The 21,032-nt window shown below is 34.0% G+C and carries 23 protein-coding genes, 1 tRNA gene and 1 other RNA gene; 3 read left to right on the top strand and 22 right to left on the bottom strand.

What is annotated here, in order from left to right:
- The 20 genes from mreD to rpiB form a co-directional block, all read right to left on the bottom strand.
- The gene (gene mreD, locus ACU68U_RS03130) at window positions 1-492 is read right to left on the bottom strand and encodes a rod shape-determining protein MreD (RefSeq protein ID WP_002838856.1); all 492 of its coding nucleotides are present in this window, start codon (window positions 490-492) and stop codon (window positions 1-3) included.
- Window positions 493-1,347, bottom strand: a complete 855-nt coding sequence (gene mreC, locus ACU68U_RS03125; RefSeq protein ID WP_227905651.1) for a rod shape-determining protein MreC — start codon at window positions 1,345-1,347, stop codon at window positions 493-495.
- Entirely contained in the window at window positions 1,348-2,343 is a 996-nt protein-coding gene (locus ACU68U_RS03120; RefSeq protein ID WP_154254405.1) for a rod shape-determining protein, read from the bottom strand.
- Window positions 2,344-3,015, bottom strand: coding sequence for a RadC family protein (radC, locus tag ACU68U_RS03115; RefSeq protein WP_156849876.1), 672 nt, complete (start codon window positions 3,013-3,015; stop codon window positions 2,344-2,346).
- Window positions 3,016-3,017: 2 nt separating this feature from the next.
- On the bottom strand, window positions 3,018-3,530 hold the full coding sequence (locus ACU68U_RS03110; protein WP_002835538.1) for a Gx transporter family protein: 513 nt from the start codon (window positions 3,528-3,530) through the stop codon (window positions 3,018-3,020).
- Window positions 3,530-3,907: a NusG domain II-containing protein gene (locus tag ACU68U_RS03105; protein ID WP_094206822.1), complete on the bottom strand. Its 378-nt coding sequence runs from the start codon at window positions 3,905-3,907 to the stop codon at window positions 3,530-3,532. The genes ACU68U_RS03110 and ACU68U_RS03105 overlap by 1 nt, the downstream gene beginning before the upstream one ends.
- A 162-nt stretch (window positions 3,908-4,069) precedes the next feature.
- Window positions 4,070-4,711, bottom strand: a complete 642-nt coding sequence (gene pcp / locus ACU68U_RS03100; RefSeq protein ID WP_446762737.1) for a pyroglutamyl-peptidase I — start codon at window positions 4,709-4,711, stop codon at window positions 4,070-4,072.
- Between the two features lie 10 nt (window positions 4,712-4,721).
- Window positions 4,722-5,708, bottom strand: coding sequence for a 5-oxoproline transporter, DUF979 family subunit (locus tag ACU68U_RS03095; protein WP_154254403.1), 987 nt, complete (start codon window positions 5,706-5,708; stop codon window positions 4,722-4,724).
- On the bottom strand, window positions 5,701-6,375 hold the full coding sequence (locus ACU68U_RS03090; RefSeq protein ID WP_002835543.1) for a DUF969 domain-containing protein: 675 nt from the start codon (window positions 6,373-6,375) through the stop codon (window positions 5,701-5,703). Before ACU68U_RS03090 ends, ACU68U_RS03095 begins: the two co-directional genes overlap by 8 nt.
- Window positions 6,376-6,559: 184 nt before the next feature.
- The gene (locus tag ACU68U_RS03085; RefSeq protein ID WP_446762736.1) at window positions 6,560-7,411 is read right to left on the bottom strand and encodes an RnfABCDGE type electron transport complex subunit B; all 852 of its coding nucleotides are present in this window, start codon (window positions 7,409-7,411) and stop codon (window positions 6,560-6,562) included.
- A 10-nt stretch (window positions 7,412-7,421) separates the two neighbouring features.
- Complete coding sequence (locus ACU68U_RS03080) at window positions 7,422-8,003, bottom strand: electron transport complex protein RnfA (RefSeq protein WP_094225462.1); 582 nt, start codon at window positions 8,001-8,003, stop codon at window positions 7,422-7,424.
- Complete coding sequence (gene rsxE / locus ACU68U_RS03075) at window positions 8,003-8,632, bottom strand: electron transport complex subunit RsxE (RefSeq protein WP_225559651.1); 630 nt, start codon at window positions 8,630-8,632, stop codon at window positions 8,003-8,005. The genes ACU68U_RS03080 and rsxE overlap by 1 nt, the downstream gene beginning before the upstream one ends.
- Window positions 8,633-8,642: 10 nt before the next feature.
- Complete coding sequence (locus ACU68U_RS03070; RefSeq protein WP_446762735.1) at window positions 8,643-9,215, bottom strand: FMN-binding protein; 573 nt, start codon at window positions 9,213-9,215, stop codon at window positions 8,643-8,645.
- A complete protein-coding gene (locus tag ACU68U_RS03065; protein ID WP_446762734.1) occupies window positions 9,212-10,183 on the bottom strand; it encodes an RnfABCDGE type electron transport complex subunit D in 972 nt (323 codons plus the stop codon). Before ACU68U_RS03065 ends, ACU68U_RS03070 begins: the two co-directional genes overlap by 4 nt.
- Window positions 10,184-10,186: 3 nt before the next feature.
- Window positions 10,187-11,515 (bottom strand): electron transport complex subunit RsxC, encoded by a 1,329-nt coding sequence (rsxC, locus tag ACU68U_RS03060; protein ID WP_094205306.1) that lies wholly within the window; start codon window positions 11,513-11,515, stop codon window positions 10,187-10,189.
- A gap of 28 nt (window positions 11,516-11,543) precedes the next feature.
- A tRNA-Leu gene (locus tag ACU68U_RS03055) sits at window positions 11,544-11,629 on the bottom strand.
- Between the two features lie 30 nt (window positions 11,630-11,659).
- The gene (locus tag ACU68U_RS03050) at window positions 11,660-12,301 is read right to left on the bottom strand and encodes a lytic transglycosylase domain-containing protein (protein WP_002835551.1); all 642 of its coding nucleotides are present in this window, start codon (window positions 12,299-12,301) and stop codon (window positions 11,660-11,662) included.
- Window positions 12,298-12,906 (bottom strand): dephospho-CoA kinase, encoded by a 609-nt coding sequence (coaE, locus tag ACU68U_RS03045; protein ID WP_446762733.1) that lies wholly within the window; start codon window positions 12,904-12,906, stop codon window positions 12,298-12,300. The genes ACU68U_RS03050 and coaE overlap by 4 nt, the downstream gene beginning before the upstream one ends.
- Complete coding sequence (gene polA / locus ACU68U_RS03040) at window positions 12,893-15,520, bottom strand: DNA polymerase I (protein WP_446762732.1); 2,628 nt, start codon at window positions 15,518-15,520, stop codon at window positions 12,893-12,895. The genes coaE and polA overlap by 14 nt, the downstream gene beginning before the upstream one ends.
- Before the next feature lies 1 nt (window position 15,521).
- A complete protein-coding gene (gene rpiB / locus ACU68U_RS03035) occupies window positions 15,522-15,974 on the bottom strand; it encodes a ribose 5-phosphate isomerase B (RefSeq protein WP_274983425.1) in 453 nt (150 codons plus the stop codon).
- A 106-nt stretch (window positions 15,975-16,080) separates the two neighbouring features.
- On the opposite strand from rpiB, the gene ssrA reads away from it, so the two are divergent.
- Window positions 16,081-16,442, top strand: a transfer-messenger RNA (tmRNA) gene (gene ssrA / locus ACU68U_RS03030).
- Window positions 16,443-16,494: 52 nt separating this feature from the next.
- On the opposite strand, the gene ACU68U_RS03025 is transcribed toward ssrA, so the two are convergent.
- Entirely contained in the window at window positions 16,495-16,827 is a 333-nt protein-coding gene (locus ACU68U_RS03025; protein WP_094208301.1) for a hypothetical protein, read from the bottom strand.
- 230 nt (window positions 16,828-17,057) lie between these two features.
- On the opposite strand from ACU68U_RS03025, the gene ACU68U_RS03020 reads away from it, so the two are divergent.
- On the top strand, window positions 17,058-18,218 hold the full coding sequence (locus tag ACU68U_RS03020) for an iron-containing alcohol dehydrogenase (protein WP_446762731.1): 1,161 nt from the start codon (window positions 17,058-17,060) through the stop codon (window positions 18,216-18,218).
- 44 nt (window positions 18,219-18,262) lie between these two features.
- On the opposite strand, the gene ACU68U_RS03015 is transcribed toward ACU68U_RS03020, so the two are convergent.
- On the bottom strand, window positions 18,263-19,075 hold the full coding sequence (locus ACU68U_RS03015; protein ID WP_446762730.1) for an ADP-ribosylglycohydrolase family protein: 813 nt from the start codon (window positions 19,073-19,075) through the stop codon (window positions 18,263-18,265).
- A gap of 117 nt (window positions 19,076-19,192) precedes the next feature.
- Here ACU68U_RS03015 and ACU68U_RS03010 point away from each other — a divergent pair, with 117 nt between their 5' ends.
- Window positions 19,193-20,878 (top strand): M3 family oligoendopeptidase, encoded by a 1,686-nt coding sequence (locus ACU68U_RS03010; protein WP_446762729.1) that lies wholly within the window; start codon window positions 19,193-19,195, stop codon window positions 20,876-20,878.
- The last annotated feature ends 154 nt before the right edge of the window (window positions 20,879-21,032 follow it).

Genomic DNA, 21,032 nt, shown 5'->3' with positions numbered 1-21,032 from the left:
TCAAATAAACTTAAATTTTGGAAATTTAAATATCTTTTTGAACAATTTGAACAAAACATAATACAATAGAACATTTAAAATCATTTCGATTAAAATCGGTCCTTTTAAATAAGCTTTATTGAATCCATTTCCTGTAATATAGAGTACAAAATAATGAACAAGAGTGTAATACAAAGTCACAAAAAACGTAAGTATCATCCCACTTCTTGGATCTTCTTTGTTAATTCCTGCTTCGCTATTTCCAATCAAAAATCCTGATGTAAAATAAATCAACGCTCTTACCCCAATAACTGGACTGAATATCGCATCCTCAATTAGCCCGATTATCATACCGTTTAATGAGCCTGTATACGCACCAAATCCAATAGACAATAACACTACTATCGGTATGGAAATATTCGTGTACACGTTGAACACTGAAATTCTGGAAAGAAGTGTCGCTTGGATTATGATGTCCAACAAAACTATCAAAAATATTTTTAATTTGTTCATCTAATTCACTCCTTGTCCATCAACTATAAGAACGCGGTACATATTGTTGAAGTTGATTTGGGATTTGCATTTGATAATTTTGGTGAAATTATCCTTTGTCTTGATAACTTCTGTTACTTCTCCGATTTTGATATCTCTCGGATACACTCCTCCAAGTCCCGATGTTGTAATAATATCTCCAACTTTTACATCAGCATTAGAATCGTACATATATCCTTTTAAAATATCTTTTTCTTTTTCATTCAAAATCCCAACATCTTCGCTCTTTGCTAGTCTAAACCCTACGTTGTTTCCGCTATTCATAATAGTGTCCACTTTGCTATGGTTAAGTCCAACTTCTGTTACAACTCCAACCAAACCTTTTTCGATTCCATCATTTGAAGACACAGCTTCAATCACGATGTCACCTTTTTTGATTTTATCCATTGAACCTTTATCTATACTAAATCTAGTAAAAATATTCCCCGGATCTTTTCCAGTTATAAAAGCTTTTGTTTTTATAGCCCTATCCTTACTCAAAAGTTCGTATTCTTCTTGCAAATATCTCTTGTCACTTATAACTTTGTTCAAATTATCTACATTTTTTCGTAGTTTTGCGTTTTCTACCGTTAATCTTTGATTATCTTCACGCATTTTTTTAGTTCCAAAAACATAATGAACTGATTCCTTGAATTTGGAGCCTATCACATAAAACACTTTGTTAACAGGAGTAATCACTGTTCCTATCGCGTTTTCTCCAATAGACATGTAGGTTTTATTATTGTTTGATATTGTAATAGTCAATATGAGAAACAAAGTCACCGCAAAGAAGAACACTTTTTTTCTAAGCTTATTATTATATCCAAACTTAGCCAATTATTTGTCTCCCTTCTTTAAGAATTTACCAATACCAATTCCCGTGCAATCCATCGGACTATCCACTTTCAACACTTTGATTCCCAAAACATTTGTGATGTATTCATGAATGTAGTCGATAAGACTCACTCCACCTACAATGTAGATTCCTTCTGCAATAATGTCGTTTGCAATATCCGGTGGAGTTTTCTCCAAAACTTTTCTCAACGCTTCGATGCACATATCTGCTATCGGCACAATCGCAGGTGTAATATCCTTCGCCCTAATCTCAACAGATTTTGGCATCGTGGATATCACATCAGTTCCCCCAACAATCATCGTGTTGTTTTCCCTGTCAGAATTCAATGTCGCAATCTTAAACTTAATCGCTTCTGCTGTTGAAATACCGATGTTAACTCCAAATTTTTTCTTCAAAATTTGTTTTATTTCTTGGTCAATATCTTCTCCACCACTTTTGATGCAGTAGCTTGTAACAATTCCACCCAAACTAATCACAGAAGCTTCGATTGTACCTGCGCCAATATTTAAAATAATGTGTCCCGTTGGTTCATCTACATCGACACCCAATCCTTTAAGAGAAGCTATGTTTTCTTCAACCAATTTTACACTTCTCGCTCCAGAATTTAGCGCCAAATCTTCCACGCTTCTTCTCTCAACATCCGTCAAAGATGCAGACACTGATACACACACTTCTGGTTGAAAAACCGAAAAATTTGGTCTCGCTTTTTTAATAAAATACGAAAGCATGCTAACAGTCGATTCAAAATCAGCTATAACGCCGTTTTCAATCGGACTTATTGCTACGATATTGTCCGGAGTTTTTCCAATCATGCTTTTCGCTTCAGTTCCCACAGCGACAATATCGTAATTATTTATATCTATAGCTACAACGCTAGGTTCGTTGATTATTATTTTCCCATTTTCATCGGAAATAATGGAATTAGAAGTTCCCAAATCAATTCCCAAACCCTCTTGTTGAAATTTAAATAATTTCATTTAAAAATACATTCCTTTCCTCATACTCAGACTATCATTTGAGCTAACGATAATATGATCTAACACTTGTATTCCTACCAAATCCCCCACTTTATCCAATCTTTTTGTAACTTCAATATCCGCATTTGATGGAATAAGAGAACCTGAAGGATGATTATGTACTAAAATAATCGAATTCGCTCCCTTCTTAATAGCAGATTTAAAAACTTCTCTAGGATGAACGATAGATTGATTGATAGTGCCTTTGCTAATAAGCTCTTTGGAAATAATTCTATTTTTAGTATCGAGAAGTAGTGCATAGAAGTTTTCCACATCACAACTTCCAATCTCATTACAAAAAATCTCTGCAACGCTATCTGGATCATTAAGACTGAAACTATCCATAGCTTTTCTCAAAGCAAGTCTTCTTCCTATTTCAATTCCAGCCAAGATTGATGTAGCCTTTGCCATCCCAATTCCTTTTATCTTCATTAATTCCTCAACGCAAATATCTTTATAATCATTTTCATTAATATAATCAACGACTCTTTTGGAGAGAATTTCTACTCCCTCTTCTTTGATTCCAGTCTTCAATATGATTTGCATTAATTCTTCATCGCTCATTGAAGAAATACCATTGATTTTCATTTTTTCTCTAGGTCTTAGGGACTCATTCATTTCCTTAACTCTCATTGTTATCTCCTGTTATTAAACAAATAATTTTTTTGCTTAGAAAGTGCATTTGTTAGGTAATTTGAAGTAAGCCCAACAAATACACCTGTAAATATACTCAAAAACACCAAAATTGGCAAATAAACCAAAATTCTAAGATTGTTCAGCATAATTGCACACACCAATACTTGCGATAAGTTGTGAGTAAAAGCTCCGAACAAGCTAACTCCAATCAACGAAAAATATTTTCTCAAATATTTGTTTACCAAATACATCACAACAAGGGAGCTTACAGCTCCAGCCAATGAATAAAAAAAGCTTATAACAGCCCCTGTGATTAGCATTAGTAAAAATGATTTTAAGATTCCTATTACAAGAGAATCCCTAAAACCAAAAACAATTAAGCATGTTAGTATTACAATGTTGCTGAGCCCAAGTTTTGCTCCAGGCATTACGATTGGAAGTGGAATCATTGACTCAATCAAGCTTACAACCAATGCAACTGCCGTTAAAATAGGAATATGTAATCTTTTCATCAATAATTCACCACATCAATATCATCTTTGTTTTGCTTGTTAGCCTTAATTTCTACAACTAATTTGTTCGGCAAACAAACAATAACATCCCCTGGTTTATCTATCTTTCCTTTTAGCATACACAACTTGTCCGGACAATCGGATTCAGTAATTGCAACACTGTATCCATTAATATGAACAATGTTGTGACCGTATTTATTATCGATTTTATAATCATAATGATCGATTGGAAGTGTAATTTGTTTGATTTCTTTTCCGTTCACTTGAATTGAAACGTATTTGTCTTGTGAATTTACATTATTAATATTTAAAATCACAAACAATACAGCTGAAAAACACAACAAAAATCCAATCAAAATTTTATCGTATTTAGTCATTAAATTCTCCTTTAAACTACCTTATAGTTTATCATTTTATCGTGTATCTTTTCAAGATTAAACAAAAATGAAAATTCATTTGCAAATAAAAAAGAACTTCGAAACTCAAATGCTTCGAAGTTCTTCAATCAAAATTTTTATGATTTTAAATCATATTTTATTTTAATGAGTTTTTCCACCTGTAACTTTGATGTCTTCATCATTGTCTATTACAGCTTCAATTGCTTTTTCCAACGCTTTTACAATTGTATCCAAGTTCATTGAAGCAGTGTGTGGTTTATCTAAAACTTGTTCTGGTAAGAATGGAATGTGAATAAATCCAGTTCTCATGTTTGGATATTCAGTAGCTCTTACATGAGCCATTCCGTATGCAACATGATTACAGATGAATGTTCCTGCAGTGTTTGACACAGATGCTGGAATGTTTGCTGATTTAATGTTTTCAACTATTGCTTTGATTGGTAGAGTCAACAAATATGCATCAGGGCCATCTTCGGCGATTTTTTCGTCGATTGGTTGGTTTCCTTCGTTATCTTTAATTCTACAATCATCAACATTGATTGCAACTCTTTCTACAGTGATATCTTCACGTCCACCAGCTTGTCCGACTGATATTACAACATCTGGTTTAACTTCTGCAATTTTTTCTTTTAATTTATCTACACTTTTCCCAATAACTGTAGGAATTTCTATTTTGATTATTTCATTTCCTTTAATTGAATCAGGTAATAGCTTAACCGATTCAATTGCAGGGTTAATTTTCTCTCCGCCAAATGGATCAAATCCGGAAACTAAAATTTTCATAAATTACCTCCTAAAATGCTAATATCATTAATAATACAACATGAACAACTACTAGAGCTAAAGCAACAGGAAGTTGTGCCTTAATAACTCCGTTTTTATCTTTCATCTCTAAGATTGCAGCTGGAACTATGTTAAAGTTTGCCGCCATTGGTGTAATCAAAGTACCGCAGTATCCAGCAGTCATACCAAGTGATGCTACAACAGCAGGATTTGCTCCTTTTGCCATCAATAATGGAACACCAATTCCTAGAGTAATAACAGTAAATGCAGCGAATGCATTACCCATTATCATCGTAAATACAACCATTCCAACAATATATGCAACAGCTGCTGCAAATACTCCCGCATCGCCTACAATTCCAGCAGCCAAGCTACCTATTAGCTTTCCTACCCCAGCAGATGCAAATATAACTCCCAAACCACCTAATAATTGTGGTAGTAATGATGAAGATCCAACTTGCATCAACATTTTTGTAGTGTCTTCTGCAGTTTCTTTTGCTTTTGGTTTTGCGATTATAATCGCAATAATCAAAGCCAATAATGATGAAATAGTAAGAACTTGTGCAGCTGACAATGAGAATATTCCATCAGTGTTTTTCAAAGGAATCTTAAAAGATTTCAATTGCGATAAAAGCATCGCGCTAATTCCCATTACTAAAGCCGGAATAAAAATCTTGCCTCCAACTTTTTCAGCATTTTTCATTCTTTCTTCTTCTGTTAGTTCCTTAAATTCTGCTGGTTTGATTTGATTTGCAATTGATAATACCCCTAAGAATAAAAGTATAACACCTACAATTATTCCACCAGATTCTACATTTCTTACCAAGAATCCTCCACCAGCAAACAATACTCCAAGTAATATCCAAAAAAGCATTGTACCTATCTTTGCTTCTTTGTTGAATCTTGCACGGATACCAGTCATTATGCAGATAATTCCACATAAGATGTATGCTATCTCATCAAGAACAACCTGATTATCTACAAAAAAATCAAACATTTTTTATATCCTTTCTAAGTTTCATTTCAAAAACAGCACATTGTATAAGTGCAATAATCAACATACTAACACCTGCAAATATAGACCATTTTGCTATTTCTGCAGTTTCCAATGGAAATCCTGCATCTTTTAATGTAGTTTGCATCAAAAGTACACCAGATGCCAATGGAAATATATTTTGTCCGTAGAAGTTACCGTAGTTTTCAACAGCAGCTGCTAAACCCTTTAACTCATCAAGTCTTACTTCTGTCAAATCAACCTTCTTTCTTGCAGCACCTTCTGCCATTGGTAAAATCAATGGACGTATAAATTGAACGTGTCCACCAAGTCTTAAAGAAAACGCAGCAGCTATCCATCTAATGAACAAGTAAATCCACAAAACAGAACCTGCACTAGCCATTTTAAATTTCGATATGAAATCTCTAGCCTTTTCCTTAAGTCCGTATCGTTCCATAATTGCGATAACAGGAAATGAAATCAAGAACAAACTCATCAGTCTATTATTGACAAATCCTTCTCCCATAATTTTCAAAGTGCCTGTTAATCCAAGACCTCCCGCAAGACCTGTAACAAGACCTGCCAAGAGAACTATTCCCAAAACATCTAGTTTTAGTGCGAATCCAACGACAATAATTAATATTCCTATGAAAACTAAATATTCTCCCATATTGCTCTCCTTAATTTTTATTAGCCAAACAAAATTTGACTTCTTAAAATTATACCCATTACTTTTTTATTTTAAACTTTTAATTAATTTTTATTTTCAATTTTGCTGTTTTGATGTCTTTGTTTGTTAAGTTTTTGATAATTAAATGTAAAAAAACAGACCGTAAAAAACGGTCTGTAAAATATTAAGCTTCTTTAGCAGGAGCTTCTTGAGCTTTTGCTTTAGCTTGTTCTTCTTTTATTTTAAGTCCTGGATAAATAGCTTTTGTCGGACATTTGTCTACTGCTTTTTGAACTTGTTCTGGATCTATTCCTTCTGCATTGTTGAAGTGAGCTAAGTTATCTTCAACGCTGAATCCATCTGGACACATTTTAGCACAAATTCCACAAGCAATACATCCAACTTTACAATATTGTCTTACATCTTTACCTTTATCGTGACTGTTACATCTTACATAAACGTCTTGATCGTAGTCAACAAGTTTAATAATATTTCTTGGACAGATTTCAATACATTTTTTACAAGATGTACATTTTTCTTTATCTACTAATGCAATGCCATTTACAATGTGAATTGCATCGAAGTCACACACATCTACACATGTTCCGCAACCCAAACATCCGTCTGGACAAGTTTTGCTTCCACCTTGAAGATTGTGGTTAACTCTACAATCCATAATACCTTTGTATTTGAATTTTTCAGTAGCGTATTCTGGAGTTCCTTGGCACATTACACATGCGACTTGCTTTGCAGAATCCACTGCATCAGCTCCCATTAATGCTGCTAATTTGTCGGCAGTTTCTTTTCCACCAACAGGACAAGAATTACAAGGTGCTCCTTTGTTTACGATGGCATCTGCAAGTCCATCGCAACCAGGAAAACCACAAGCACCACAGTTTGCGCCAGGTAACATTTCTCTTACTTTAAGTACTCTTCTATCAACTTGAACTTCGAATTTTTTAGATGCAAAACCCAATAGTAATGCAAATAAAATCCCCAGTGCTCCCAAGATTATAAATGGAGTTAAAATTGTCATTTATTACCTCCTATACCAATCCGCCGAATCCGAAGAATGTCATCGCCATTAATCCAATAGTAATAAATGCGATTGGTACACCTTTAAAACTTTCAGGAATGTTTTTATTTAATGCGATTCTTTCTCTGATTGCAGCTAATAAAGTTATCGCTAAAATGAAACCTAGTGAAGCACCGATAGCACTTGCTAATGTTTCAATTAAGTTGTATTTTTCTTTTACGTTTGCTAATGCAACACCCAATACTATACAGTTTGTAGTTATAAGAGGCAAGAACACACCAAGTGCGGAGTACAAGTTTGGACTCATTTTCTTCAATGCCATTTCTACGAATTGTACCAATGTCGCAATAACCAATATGAACACTATCGTTTGTAAGTATTCAATGTGAAATCTTTCTAGTATTTGAATTTGTAGAACGTAAGTAACGACAGATGCTATTGTGATAACGAAGAATACTGCCATACCCATACCAATAGCTGTTTCTGTTTTTGAAGATACACCTATCAATGGGCAAAGTCCTAAGAATTGACCAAATACGTAGTTGTTTACTAATAAGTAAAGAACTATTATTTTAAATACATTTGCTAACATTAGTCTTCACCTCTCATATTGTTCTTCTTTCTTTCTTGTTTTGTTAAGAAATAATTGTAAGTAGCTAACAATATTCCAAGTACCATGAATGCTCCAGGAGCTGCTGACATAATACCAATTGGAGGAATATTTCCTATTACAAGTTTTCCTAAGATTTTTCCTGAGCCTAATAATTCTCTGATGAATGCAACCAAAATGATTACAACACCATATCCCAAACCATTTGAGATACCATCCAATAATGATAAGAATACACCATTTTTAGATGCGAAAGATTCAGCTCTCGCTAAGATTATACAGTTTACAACGATTAGAGGAACGAATGCTCCCAATGAACTGTATAATGCTGGAACAAATGCTTCAAGTATCATTGAAACTAATGTTACGAATGTTGCGATTACAACGATATATGCCGGAATTCTTACTTTATCCGGAATAAAATTTCTAAGTAATGATATTACTATGTTTGAACAAATTAAAACGAATGTGAACGCCGCAGTCATACCAATTGCGTTTTCTACTGATGTTGATACACCAAGTACAGAACACAAACCTACCAATTGGATTAAAACTGGGTTGTTCTTAAGAATGCTGCTTGTAAAAACTTGTGCCGCTTTACTTTTCTTCATAATTTCCCTCCTATTTTAATCCTGCATTGGCCTTTTGAGCTACGTTCAATGCGTTTTTGGCTGCTGTAGTGGAATAAGTTGCACCACTTAAAGCTTGAATTTCGTTGTCAGCTTGTGGTTTTTTCACAGCTGCTATTTCTTTTTCCATAGATTTTCCAATAACTGATTTTACGAATTCTGGATCTCCAATTCTACTTCCGATACCTGGAGTTTCTTGTGTTTCAAGAATTGAATATCCTACGATTTTATTTTCATTGTTTACACCAAATACGAAAACAACATTTCCTGAATATCCACCAACGCCTGTAGCTTTATATACATGACCTACTGGTTTGCCACCTTTGATAGCTTCTTGTACGTCATCTAAGTTTTCGTCTTTTGCTTTCAAATCTTTTACTTTTGCTTCATCAAGAGGTTTAAAAGATTCTGCATCAGGAAAAGCTACCTTCAAAGATTTTTGATAATTTTCTAATCTTTTAGCTTCAATTTTAGGAGCTGTAACTTGGTTTGCAAATGCAAGTACAACCGCACTAATTGCAGTTATTATAAACAATCTAATAGCTAAATTTATTGAACTTCTCATATTCCTTGTTTACCTCCTCTACCAATTGGTGTTGGAACTGTATATTGATCGATAAATGGTACAGCACAGTTCATGAAGATTATCGCATAAGATACACCTTCTGGAAGGTTACCAAATTGTCTTATGATAGCTGTAAAGAAACCACAACCAATTGCAAATATAATTTGTCCTTTTGGAGTAACTGGACTAGTTGAATAATCTGTAGCCATGTAGAATGCACCCAAGATTAAACCACCAATAAATATGTTCATACAAGCGTCTTGAATTCCTACGCCGCAAATAAGTAATGTTACAAATGTTGTTGCGATGTAAACTAATGGAATTCTAAGATTAATTACTCTTCTATATAATAGATAAGCTACACCGATAAGTAATGCCAACGCACTAACTTCACCGATTGTACCACCCATGTTTCCTAAAAATGCATCCATAAAACTAACTGGTTGACCACCTGATAAAACAGTCGCATAAGTTTCTGCATCCACTGCTTTTGCTGTTATTGGAGCAGTGTAGTTACTCATTGCTTGTGCCCAACTTGCCATTATGAAAGCACGTCCTGCTAATGCAGGGTTCATAAAGTTAGATCCAATTCCTCCGAATAATTGTTTTACAATTACAATAGAAAATACCGATCCTATGATGATCATTGGAATTGGTAAAGTAACTGGCACGTTGAATGCCAATAATATACCTGTAACAACAGCTGATAAATCGCTAATTGTAGAAGGTTGTTTCATTATTTTTTGATAACAATATTCTGATAAAACACAAGCTATAACAGCTGCCAATACCAAAACTAAACTTCTCATTCCGAATTCGTAAACACTCACTATCAAAGCAGGAACTAAAGCGATGATAACATCAAGCATAATTCTTTGAATAGATACTGCACTTCTTTGATGAGGAGCAGCTTCTACGATTAAATGAGATAAGTCGTATTCTTTTTGTACAATTTCTTTATTTTCCATAGACTATCCCCTTTTCCTTTGTTGTGCTTTTAATTGAGTCTTTGCGTGTACAATTGCTTCAACTAATGGTCTGTTTGATGGACAAACATAGCTGCAAGTACCACATTCTATACAATCATTCAAATGCATTTTTTCTGCTCCTTCAAAATCACCATTCAATGATTTTAATTGCAAGAACAATGGCAATAAGCCGATAGGACATACATCCACGCACTTAGCACATTTAATACAAGGTTCTGGAGAAGCAAGAGTTGCATCTTTTTCATTCATGAAAATAATTCCGCCTGTTGTTTTAACAGTTGGAGCATCCAAATTGTATTGACAAGCACCCATCATAGGTCCACCAACTACAATCTTATATGGAGTTTCTTTGAATCCGTCACAATAATCAACTAAATCTTTGAATTTAGTACCGATTGGAACGTAAATATTCTTAGGTTCTTTGATAGCTGAACCTGTCATTGTAACTATTCTGTGAGTCAAAGGAATACTGTGAACTACAGCATCGTAAATCGCCATAGCACTTGAAATGTTCAAACCTTGAACTCCTCTTTCGTTTGATCTTTGAGCTTTAGAAATTTTCTTACCAGTAATTGCATTGATAAGTCTTCTTTCGTCCCCTTGTGGGTATTTAGTTTTAACAGCACAAATCGAAATATTTGTTTCATCCTTTGCGGCATTTTTCAAAATTCCGATAGCTTTTTGTTTGTTATCCTCAACCCCTATGTATCCTTTGTCGCAATCCATCAATTTCATGATAATTTTCAATCCACCGATTGCCTTTTGAGGATATAATTCCATATTAAGTTGGTCACTAGTTAAATAAGGTTCACATTCTGCCCCGTTTAAGATTACTTCCTCGATTTTTACATCTGGTTTTTTCTTCATCTTAATGTGAGTAGGGAATCCTGCTCCACCCAAACCTACTATACCAGCTTCTTTTATTCTTTCTAGGATAACTTCTTTTGATAATTGTGTGAAATCATCATTAGTTTCAGTGTATCCTAATTCGTTTAAACCGTCTGATTCGATTACTACAACTTCACCTTTTTGACCATTTGACAATACCATCTGCTCAATTTTCATAACCTTTCCACTAACTGAACTGTGAACAGGTGCTGAAATAGTCGCTTTAGATTCACCAATTTTTTGGCCCACTTTGACCTCATCTCCTACTTTTACTGTAGGTGTACAAGGCGCACCAATGTGTTGATGCAATGGGATATAAACCATTTTAGGTTCAAAATTTGTATCTAAAGGACAATTTTGAGTGTAGGATTTATGATCATCCATGTGAAATCCGCCTTTAAAAGTCAGATTTTCTAAACTCATTTTTTCACCCCTTTAATAAAATAAAAAATGGTGCAGAGAAAGAGACTTGAACTCTTACGGGATTATTCCCACTGCCCCCTCAAGACAGCGTGTCTACCATTCCACCACCCCTGCGTGATAAAGACCTTTTTTTACAAAGGTCTTTTAATATTTGTTAATAATATTTTTGATTAATTTAATGTAGTTTTTAGCCCAAACTTTGAAGTTTTTGTGCATATTTTCTTCAAGCTTAGTATCTTCGTAGAAAATTTTGTAAATATTGTATTGGTTTTCAACCTTTACAACGTAATATTTCGTCTCAGAAGAAGGAATATCGTCTAAAGTTTGACCATCTTTTGAAAAAGATTCGTTCGACAACCACTCTTTTACATTTCCAATTCCGCCGTTATAAGCCGCAATCGCCAAATCGTGATTTTTGAAATGGTGCAATAAATAGGACAAATAAGCCGTACCCATTTCAATATTCTTATCAGGTTTTTTCAAATCTTCCACTGTAAAGTGAGTGTTTCTCATATTGTTAATACTTTCAGCAGTGTCTGGCATCAATTGCATAAGACCCAAAGCTCCAGCTTTTGATTTTACACTTGGATCAAAGTTAGATTCAACTTTAATCACACTCATAACCAAAAGTGGATCAACGTTGTATTCTTTTGCGTATGTATTAACCAAATCGACATATTTCACTGGTCTTGTCATAGTTGAATAAGCGCTCACGCCAAATCCAACTAAAAACACAATCACAATAATAGAAATAATCGTGATTAAAAATCTTTTAATAAATTTCATAATTTTTTCCTATCTATTAGTTTGTCAACTTTTTGTAGCAGATCAGTTTCAGTCGTGTTGTTTACAATAACTTCGTCAAATTCACTAATTTTTTTCTCATAATCAAGTTGAGAATTAATTCTTGTAACTGCAGTATCGTAATCAAAGTTATTCCTATCCATTATCCTTTGAATTCTGATATTTCTATCAGCTACAACTACCCAATCTTCGTCGACATCGATATATTTGTCAATCAAATTTTTGCTTTCCAAATACATAGAAATTTCCAGAAAAATCAAATCAGATTTTTCCTTCTCAATTCTTTTTACTACTCTTAATATTATATCAGTATGTGTCAATTCTTCAAGTTTTTTTAGTAATGTTTTTGAATTAAATACAATGTTGGAAAGTTTCTTCCTATCGATGTTAGAATTTTCGTCCAAAATTCCTTCCCCAAACTCATCTATAAGCTTGTAATAAAGATCTGTTCCTTGTTCATAGATTTGGTGAGTAATCTCATCCAAATCTATTACAACAAAGCCTTTTTCTTTTATCCTTGTACACACCGTACTTTTTCCGCTGGCTATATTACCACATACTACAATGATTTTTTTATTTTGCATCATACCAATTATCTGCGCTGTTAACATCAATCTTCATGTCGACTTTCAAATCAACAGCATGTGTCATGACATCCTTCATTATTTCTAGGACTTTTTCTCTTTCATCTTCTGGACAATCAACAATAAGCTCATCGTGAACTTGCAAGATTAACTTGGCTTTTAGATTTTCTTCATTCAATCTATTATAGAATTTCACCATCGCAACTTTAATTATATCCGCTGCAGATCCTTGAATTGGCGTGTTAAGTGCCACACGTTCTCCAAAACTTCTCACGTTGTAGTTTTTGGATTTTAATTCAGGGATGTATCGTCTTCTCTTCATTATAGTTTCAACGTAGCCTTTTTCCTTACCAATTGCGACAATATCTTCCATGTATTGTTTGATGCCTTTGTACGTGTTCAAATAATTTTCGATATATTCCTTGGCTTCTTTTCTAGTTATGTGCAAATCTTTACTCAAAGAATAATCTCCAATTCCGTAAACAATACCGAAGTTTACAGCTTTTGCGTTGGATCTTTGAAGCGATGTTACCTTGTCAAAATCAACCTTGAACACTTCGCTGGCAGTTTTTCTGTGAATGTCTGCTCCGTTTTTGAATGCATCAAGCATCACTTCATCGTTTGCCAAATCAGCCAATACCCTTAGCTCTATTTGAGAGTAATCCGCATCCAACAGGACACTTCCTTCGCTTGGAACAAATGCTTTTCTGATAAGTCTTCCTTCTTCAGTTCTGATAGGAATGTTTTGCAAATTAGGGTTAGTAGAGCTAATTCTTCCAGTTTGCGCGATAGTTTGTTGGAAAGTAGTGTGGATTTTGCCGTCTTCTTTAATTAAATCAACCATTCCATCGATATATGTTGTTTTGAGTTTCGCAATAGTTCTATATCTTAAAATGTAGTCGATGATTTCGTGTCTACCACTTAAAGCCTCCAAAACTTCTTGGTCTGTCGATGGACCAGTTTTGTTCTTTTTTATTACAGGAAGCTCCAAATCTTCAAACAACACTTCTGCCAATTGCTTTGATGAGTTGATGTTGATTTTCTTGCCGATAAGTTCCTCAACACTGTCTTCGATTGATTTTATCTCATCTTCGAAAAGTTCTCCCATCTCAACCAAAGTTTCTTTTTCTACACAAACTCCCGTAAATTCCATATCGCACAATACTTTTATCAAAGGAATTTCAACATCTCTGTAAAGATGCATCATATCCTCTTCTTCGATTTCAGAAATCTTTTCGTACAATTTGTTTGTGAACATCATGTATTTTACTACGTAATTGTCGATTTCTTTGTCATCTGATTCCAAAATAGTCTTCTTGGATCTACCTTTACCAGTAATATCTTCAAGCGGCTTGAAATCATAACCGATAACTTTAGGGTCAGACCTTTCCATACTATAACTTGTCTTCGAAGGATCAAGCAAGTATTCTATGATGACAACATCGTCGTAATTGTACGAAATGTCGATACCATAACGCATCAAATGATAAATGCATGGTTTGATATCAAATGAAAGCTTGTTGATATCTTTTGATTCAAATTCTTCCTTGAATGATTTTACAATGTCTACGTTTCTTGTGATGTACACCTTATCAGTGTAAATTGCAAAAATCACAGGCTCATTGTCTACGTAATAATCATCATTGAACAATGCAAAAGTAAACTTTTTATTTTCTTTAATATAAGCTTTAATCTCATCTACGTTTTCATCTAAGTTTTCGTATTCAAACTTGTCACTAGATTCTTCATTTGGAAGTTTTTTGATAAAACTATTGAATTCAAGTTTTGTAAGAACTTCAATCAAATGATTCTTATCAGCTTCTTTTATCGAACAATCATCAATTACAAATCCCAATAAATCTTTTGGAACATCTGTGTTTATCGTTCCAAGTTCTCTACTTAGATATGCGATTTTTTCTCCATCGATGACTTTTTGTTTTGTTTTCTTACCTGAGATTTCATCTACATGTTCGTACAATCCCTCAATACTTCCGTATTTTTGAATGTATTTAAGTGCAGTCTTTTCACCAACGCCATCAATTCCGGGAATATTGTCCGATTTATCTCCCATCAAGCCTTTCAAATCAATCATTTGCTTAGGAGTAATTCCGTATTCTTCTTTTAGTGTATCCACATCGTAGATTTTCGTTTCAGTAATTCCTCTTTTTGTAAGAACTACCTTTGTATTATCGTCGATAAGTTGCAAATAATCCTTGTCACCAGTCAATAAATACACATCGTAGTTTTTTGATGAAGCTTGTTTTGCCAAAGTTCCAGCAATGTCGTCTGCTTCATATCCTTTTAAATCAATGTATGAAACTCCCATCGCTTTCAACAATTCTTTAAGCATATCGAATTGTGCGATAAGTTCTTCTGGAGTTTCTTGGCGATTACCCTTATATTCAGAATATTTTTCGTGTCTAAAAGTTGGCTCTTTTCTATCAAAACATACCACCACAAGCTCTGGATCGAGTTTTCCCATAACTGAATAATACATATTCATAAAACCAAACACACCATTTGTGTGAATGCCATCTTTTGTAGTCAAATCTCTGATAGCGTAAAATCCTCTGAATAAAAGCGATGAACCGTCAATAATTAAAGCTTTTTTTGACATTTTATAATCCCTTGTTTTCTTTTTCGATGGCCATTATCTTATCCACTCTTCTTTGGTGACGACCAGCTTCGAATTCATTTTCCAAGAAAGTTTTGATGATAAGTTTCGCAACCTCATCTCCAATTACACGCGCTCCGATGCAAAGCACATTTGCGTTGTTGTGATTTCTGCTCATTTTGGCACTGTATACATCCGACACACAAGCTGCTCTTATTCCTTCAAATTTGTTCGCTGCCAAGCTCATACCAATTCCTGTCCCACAAATCAAAATCCCCAAATCAGAGTTTTCTTGTTGGATTTCTTCGCAAACTTTCTTTGCATAATCTGGATAATCTACTGAATCAGCTGAATTTGTTCCCAAATCCATAACTTCATTTCCCAAACTTTTTATATATTCAACCATTGAATCTTTTAATTCAAATCCACCGTGATCGGCTGCTATTGCTATTTTCATAAAAACCTCCAAATATTTTATTACCTACATTTTATAATATGTTTATGTATTTATCAATTATTTGAAGAATTACACATTTTATGATAAAATATAGTTACAAAAATATGGGGATGTCTTGGTTTCGACAGGGATATTGAAGTTTGAATAGCGAGTCGTTTTCGTCTACAAACGTAAAAAAAGGACAACTAAATATAAACGCTGAAGATAATAACTTCGCATTAGCTGCCTAATAACGGCGGCCGATTCAAAAGCTAGAAAATCGTCCTGCGTTTTCTTTTTGAATCTCAACTAATTAGCAGGAACATCTCGTATATTTTCCTCTGATATATGAGATTATTTAAGAGGATATATCGATCATAGTTTTGTCAATTAAATTTTGATCGACGAATAAAACTTAATTGACTGCACTCGGAGAAGTTCTTAGGGATATATTTTTGGACAGGAGTTCGAATCTCCTCATCTCCACCACTAAAAAAGGTAGCCTTATATAGGCTACCTTATTTTATTAGTTTGCTTTTTGTTATTTCAATTCATTAATAATTACAGTCGAGTTGTCTCCTGCAAACACGTTGTGTTTCAAATTAGTTTGCGTATCGATGTATTCGATGCATTTGTCATCGTAAGTAAAATCAAATTTGCCTGATTTCTTGAAAATTTCTTTTCCTTCTGCGTTGTAAATTATAATCTCTCTTTTGATTCCACCGCTGTACTCACTTTTTACATTTTTCTTAAATCTTTGAAATCCTGCTGATTTGAACACCAATGCACTGCACGACGCCAAAAATATAAGTACAACTACCAAAATAATCCATATTTTTTTCTTCACATTTTTCGTTTTATTTTCTTCTGACATTTTATTCCCCCTTTTTTTATTTCCCAAATTTTTATGAAACGCTTTTCAAATTATAAAAGAACGTTTTAAAATATCGTTGTTATTTGTCATGTTAAAATACTTTAACACTATATGATTTATTCGTTAAATATTTCGTTTTTTATTTGACTAAACGATTCCAATATTGATATAATATTATTATAGCAGAAACATATAAGTTTTTGTACAAATTACAAAAGGAGTGATTTATTATGGCAAACGGAGTACTTCATATTCCAGGTTTTATTCACTTTGGAGAAGGAGCTTTTTCAAAATTAAGTGAATTAAAAGGTAAGAAAGCAATCATAGTTACAGGCGGTAATTCTATGAAGAAAAACGGTTTCGTAGACAGAGCTTGTGAAGAATTGAAGAAAGCAAACATGGAAGTATGTGTTTTTGATGGCGTTGAAGAAAATCCATCAGTTACAACTGTTGAAGCAGGCGCTAAGAAAATGCAAGAATTCCAACCAGATTGGATTGTAGCATTAGGTGGCGGTTCTGCAATGGACGCTGCAAAATGTATGTGGGCTTTTTATGAACATCCTGAATTAAAATTCGAAGACATTATCGAACCAGGATCACTTCCAGAACTTCGTAAAAAAGCAAAATTTGTAGGAATTCCATCAACTTCTGGTACAGCAAGTGAAATCACAGCATTCTCAGTAATCACTGATACAGAAAAACACATCAAATACCCATTGGTATCTGATCACATCGTCCCAGACATCGCTATAGTAGATCCAGTCCTACCATCTAAGATGCCAAAATCAGTTACAGCAAATACTGGTATGGACGTTGTAGCACACGCAACTGAAGCATTAGTATCTAATATAGCTAACGATTATACTGATGCACTTGCAATTCACGCATTGAAATTGGTATTTGAATATTTGCCAAAAGCTTGTGAAAATCCAGATGACATGGAAGCTCGTGAAAAAATGCATAATGCATCAACAATGGCAGGTATCGCATTCACATCAGCTTCACTTGGTTTAATTCACTCATTAGCACACAAAATTGGTGGAGAATTTGGAATTACTCACGGACTTGCTAACGCAATTCTACTTCCATACATCACACAATTTAACAGAAAAGCTACTGACAAAGTTGATTGGATCGAAAAAGAATTAAACGTTGAAGATTATCCAATCGCTGTTAGAGAATTAGCTAAAAAAGTTGGCATTCCACCAACTTTGAAAGAAGTTGAAGAAAAATTCGGATTTAACAAAGAAAAATTTGACGAAGTATTAGATGAAATGAGCAAGAACGCTTATGAAGATCCATGTACTTTGACAAACCCACGTGAATCAAATCCAGAAATAGTTAAAATGATATTTACTCACGCTTACAACGGCGAAGATATAACAGAATAATATAACTCAAAAAATCCTGCGTAATGCAGGATTTTTTATTGCTTTTATATTTGATTTTCCAAATACTCTACGAATTTTTCAATTTGCTCTTTTACATTTTCGTCTAATTTTTCAATCCACCTTTTAGGAATTGTAGAATATCCATGAATTGATCCACTGATACTCCCAGCAATAGCAGCTATCGTGTCAGAATCTCCCCCGTGATTTACGGCATTTATAATACAATCTTCAATTGAATTTTCCTTTGCCCAATGAATCGCATTATTGAAAGTGTTCACGATATATCCTGATGGTTTTAACAATTGCGTATCTTTTAGTTCATGATTTTTTCCATTGATATTATCTCTGATAATTTGTGTGTATTCTTTTAAAATTCTGTCACACATTTGGTTATTGTGAGTTAGTCGTCCTTGTTTTATATTCAAATCTTCAGAAGTTTCATTATCTAGCAGTGCACAAGGAAGTGCTCTCATCAAACTTCCATTGCCAAGCGCTGTATCATCTTCTTCGATAAATATTTCGTATTGAATGTAGTGTTCAATTGCACGTCTACATTGATTGCCAATACCTCTTGGATGAGTATTGTACCAATCGACAAATAGTTTCATATTATTTTTCTCAAAATTATCACGGTCATTTTCCATCAGAGAATTCATAACACAAATACTCATATCAGTATCATCAGTGCATTCTCCTGGATTCAAATCAAGCCAACCACCTCCGACAATATCTGTAATCCTGCCGTATTTTTCATGGATTTCTTCTTCTGTCATAAATTCAGTCGTAGCGCCCATGCTATCACCTATCGCAAATGCGTACAACGCTCCTTTTATTCTGTCTTTGTAATCAGAGTTCATTTTTTTTTCATCCCCTTTTGTATATTATATCTCAAACCGATAGCTTATTGAATTTATCAACCATAAAAACATTTACATTCAATAAAAATATGATAAAATAATTTTAGAGGTGAAAAAATGAAATTTACAGAATACAAATACACTAGACCTAATTTCGAAGAAGACAAGAAAAAGGTCGAAGATTTTATCAAAAGATTTAACGATTCCACAACTTCTGAAGAACAAATCAAAATCATGGAAGAAATGGACAAATACAAGAAAACACTAAGCACTAATGTAAACCTTGCATACGTTCGTCACACGATCGATACAAACGATGAATTCTACAAAGAAGAACAAGATTTCTTGGATGAATACATGCCACATTATTCAGTGCTTGACACTAAAATGTACGAAGCTATCGACAACTCCAAATTCAAAGACGAATTGGTTAAACATTTCGGACAACATTTGTTTGATTTAATCAGCTGCCAATTGATTTTTAATGAAAAAGCTGTTCCTTTTAAGCAAAAAGAAAACCAATTAACTACTAAATACAACAAATTAATAGCATCTGCTCAAATCGAATTTGACAATAAAACATTGACATTGTCACAAATGGCTCCTTACACACAATCAAAAGATCGTGATGAAAGAAAAGCTGCCACAAGAAAAATCTCAGAATTTTTCGCAGAACATGAAAAAGAAATCGACGATATTTACGATGAAATGGTTCACGTTAGAACAGATATGGCTAAAGCTTTGGGATTTGATTCTTACATTGAATACCAATACAAATCATTAATGAGAACTGATTACGACAAGAATGATGTTGCAAAATACAGAGAATTTGTCAAAAAATACGTAACACCAGTTTATCTTGAATTGAGAAAGAAACAATCTAAGAGAATTGGCATTGAAGATATGAAAGCTTACGATAACAACGTAATGTTCACTGATGGTAACGCAAAACCTCACGGAGAAAAAGACTTCTTGGTAGATAACGCTAAGAAAATGTACTCTGAATTGTCACCAGAAACTAAAAAATTCTTTGATTTTATGTATGAAAGAGAATTATTCGATTTGGAAAGTAAAAAAGGTAAAGAAGGCGGAGGATATTGTACGACAATTGAAGATTATGAATCTCCGTTTATCTTCGCAAATTTCAACGGAACTACTCACGATGTCGAAGTAATGACTCACGAAGCCGGCCACGCATTCCAAGCATACACTTCAATGGACGGAAGAATTTTCGAATACATCTGGCCAACATTTGAAGCATGTGAAATCCACTCAATGAGTATGGAATTTTTGACATGGCCATGGATGGAATTGTTCTTCGAAGAAGAAACTAACAAATTCAAATTCTCTCACTTAGATGGAGCTATCAGTTTCATTCCTTACGGTGTAACTATCGACCATTTCCAACACTTCGTATACGAAAATCCAGATGCAACAGCTGAAGAAAGAAAAGCAAAATACCACGAAATAGAATTGATGTATCGTCCAAACTTGGATTATGATGATGAATTCTTGGAAAAAGGAACTTGGTGGTACAGACAAGGTCACATCTTCAATAACCCATTCTATTACATTGATTACACATTGGCACAAGTTTGCGCATTCCAATTCTTATTGAAATCAAGAAAGAATCGAGAAGAAGCATTCAAAGATTACCTTGAAATCTGTAAAGTTGGTGGAAGCCAATCATTCTTCGGAATAATGAAGGCTGGTAACATCAAAAACCCAATGAACGATGGAGTTCTTGAAGAAATCCTTCCACAATTATTGGAAATATTAGACGAAATAGAAAAAGAATTATAATTTTGAGAGTGGACTATGTCCACTCTTTTTTAGTACCATAAATAGTGTAAGAAAGGAAGTAATTCCTATCTTGCACTATTTTTGTATAATGAAGAAGTAGTATGACGAGCCTCTTTTAGGGTTGAAACATCCGCCACAAAAACTGTCAACTACC

The organism is Finegoldia sp. P3-F-LR (assembly GCF_052932165.1).
This window is presented reverse-complemented; position numbering and strand designations above follow the sequence as displayed.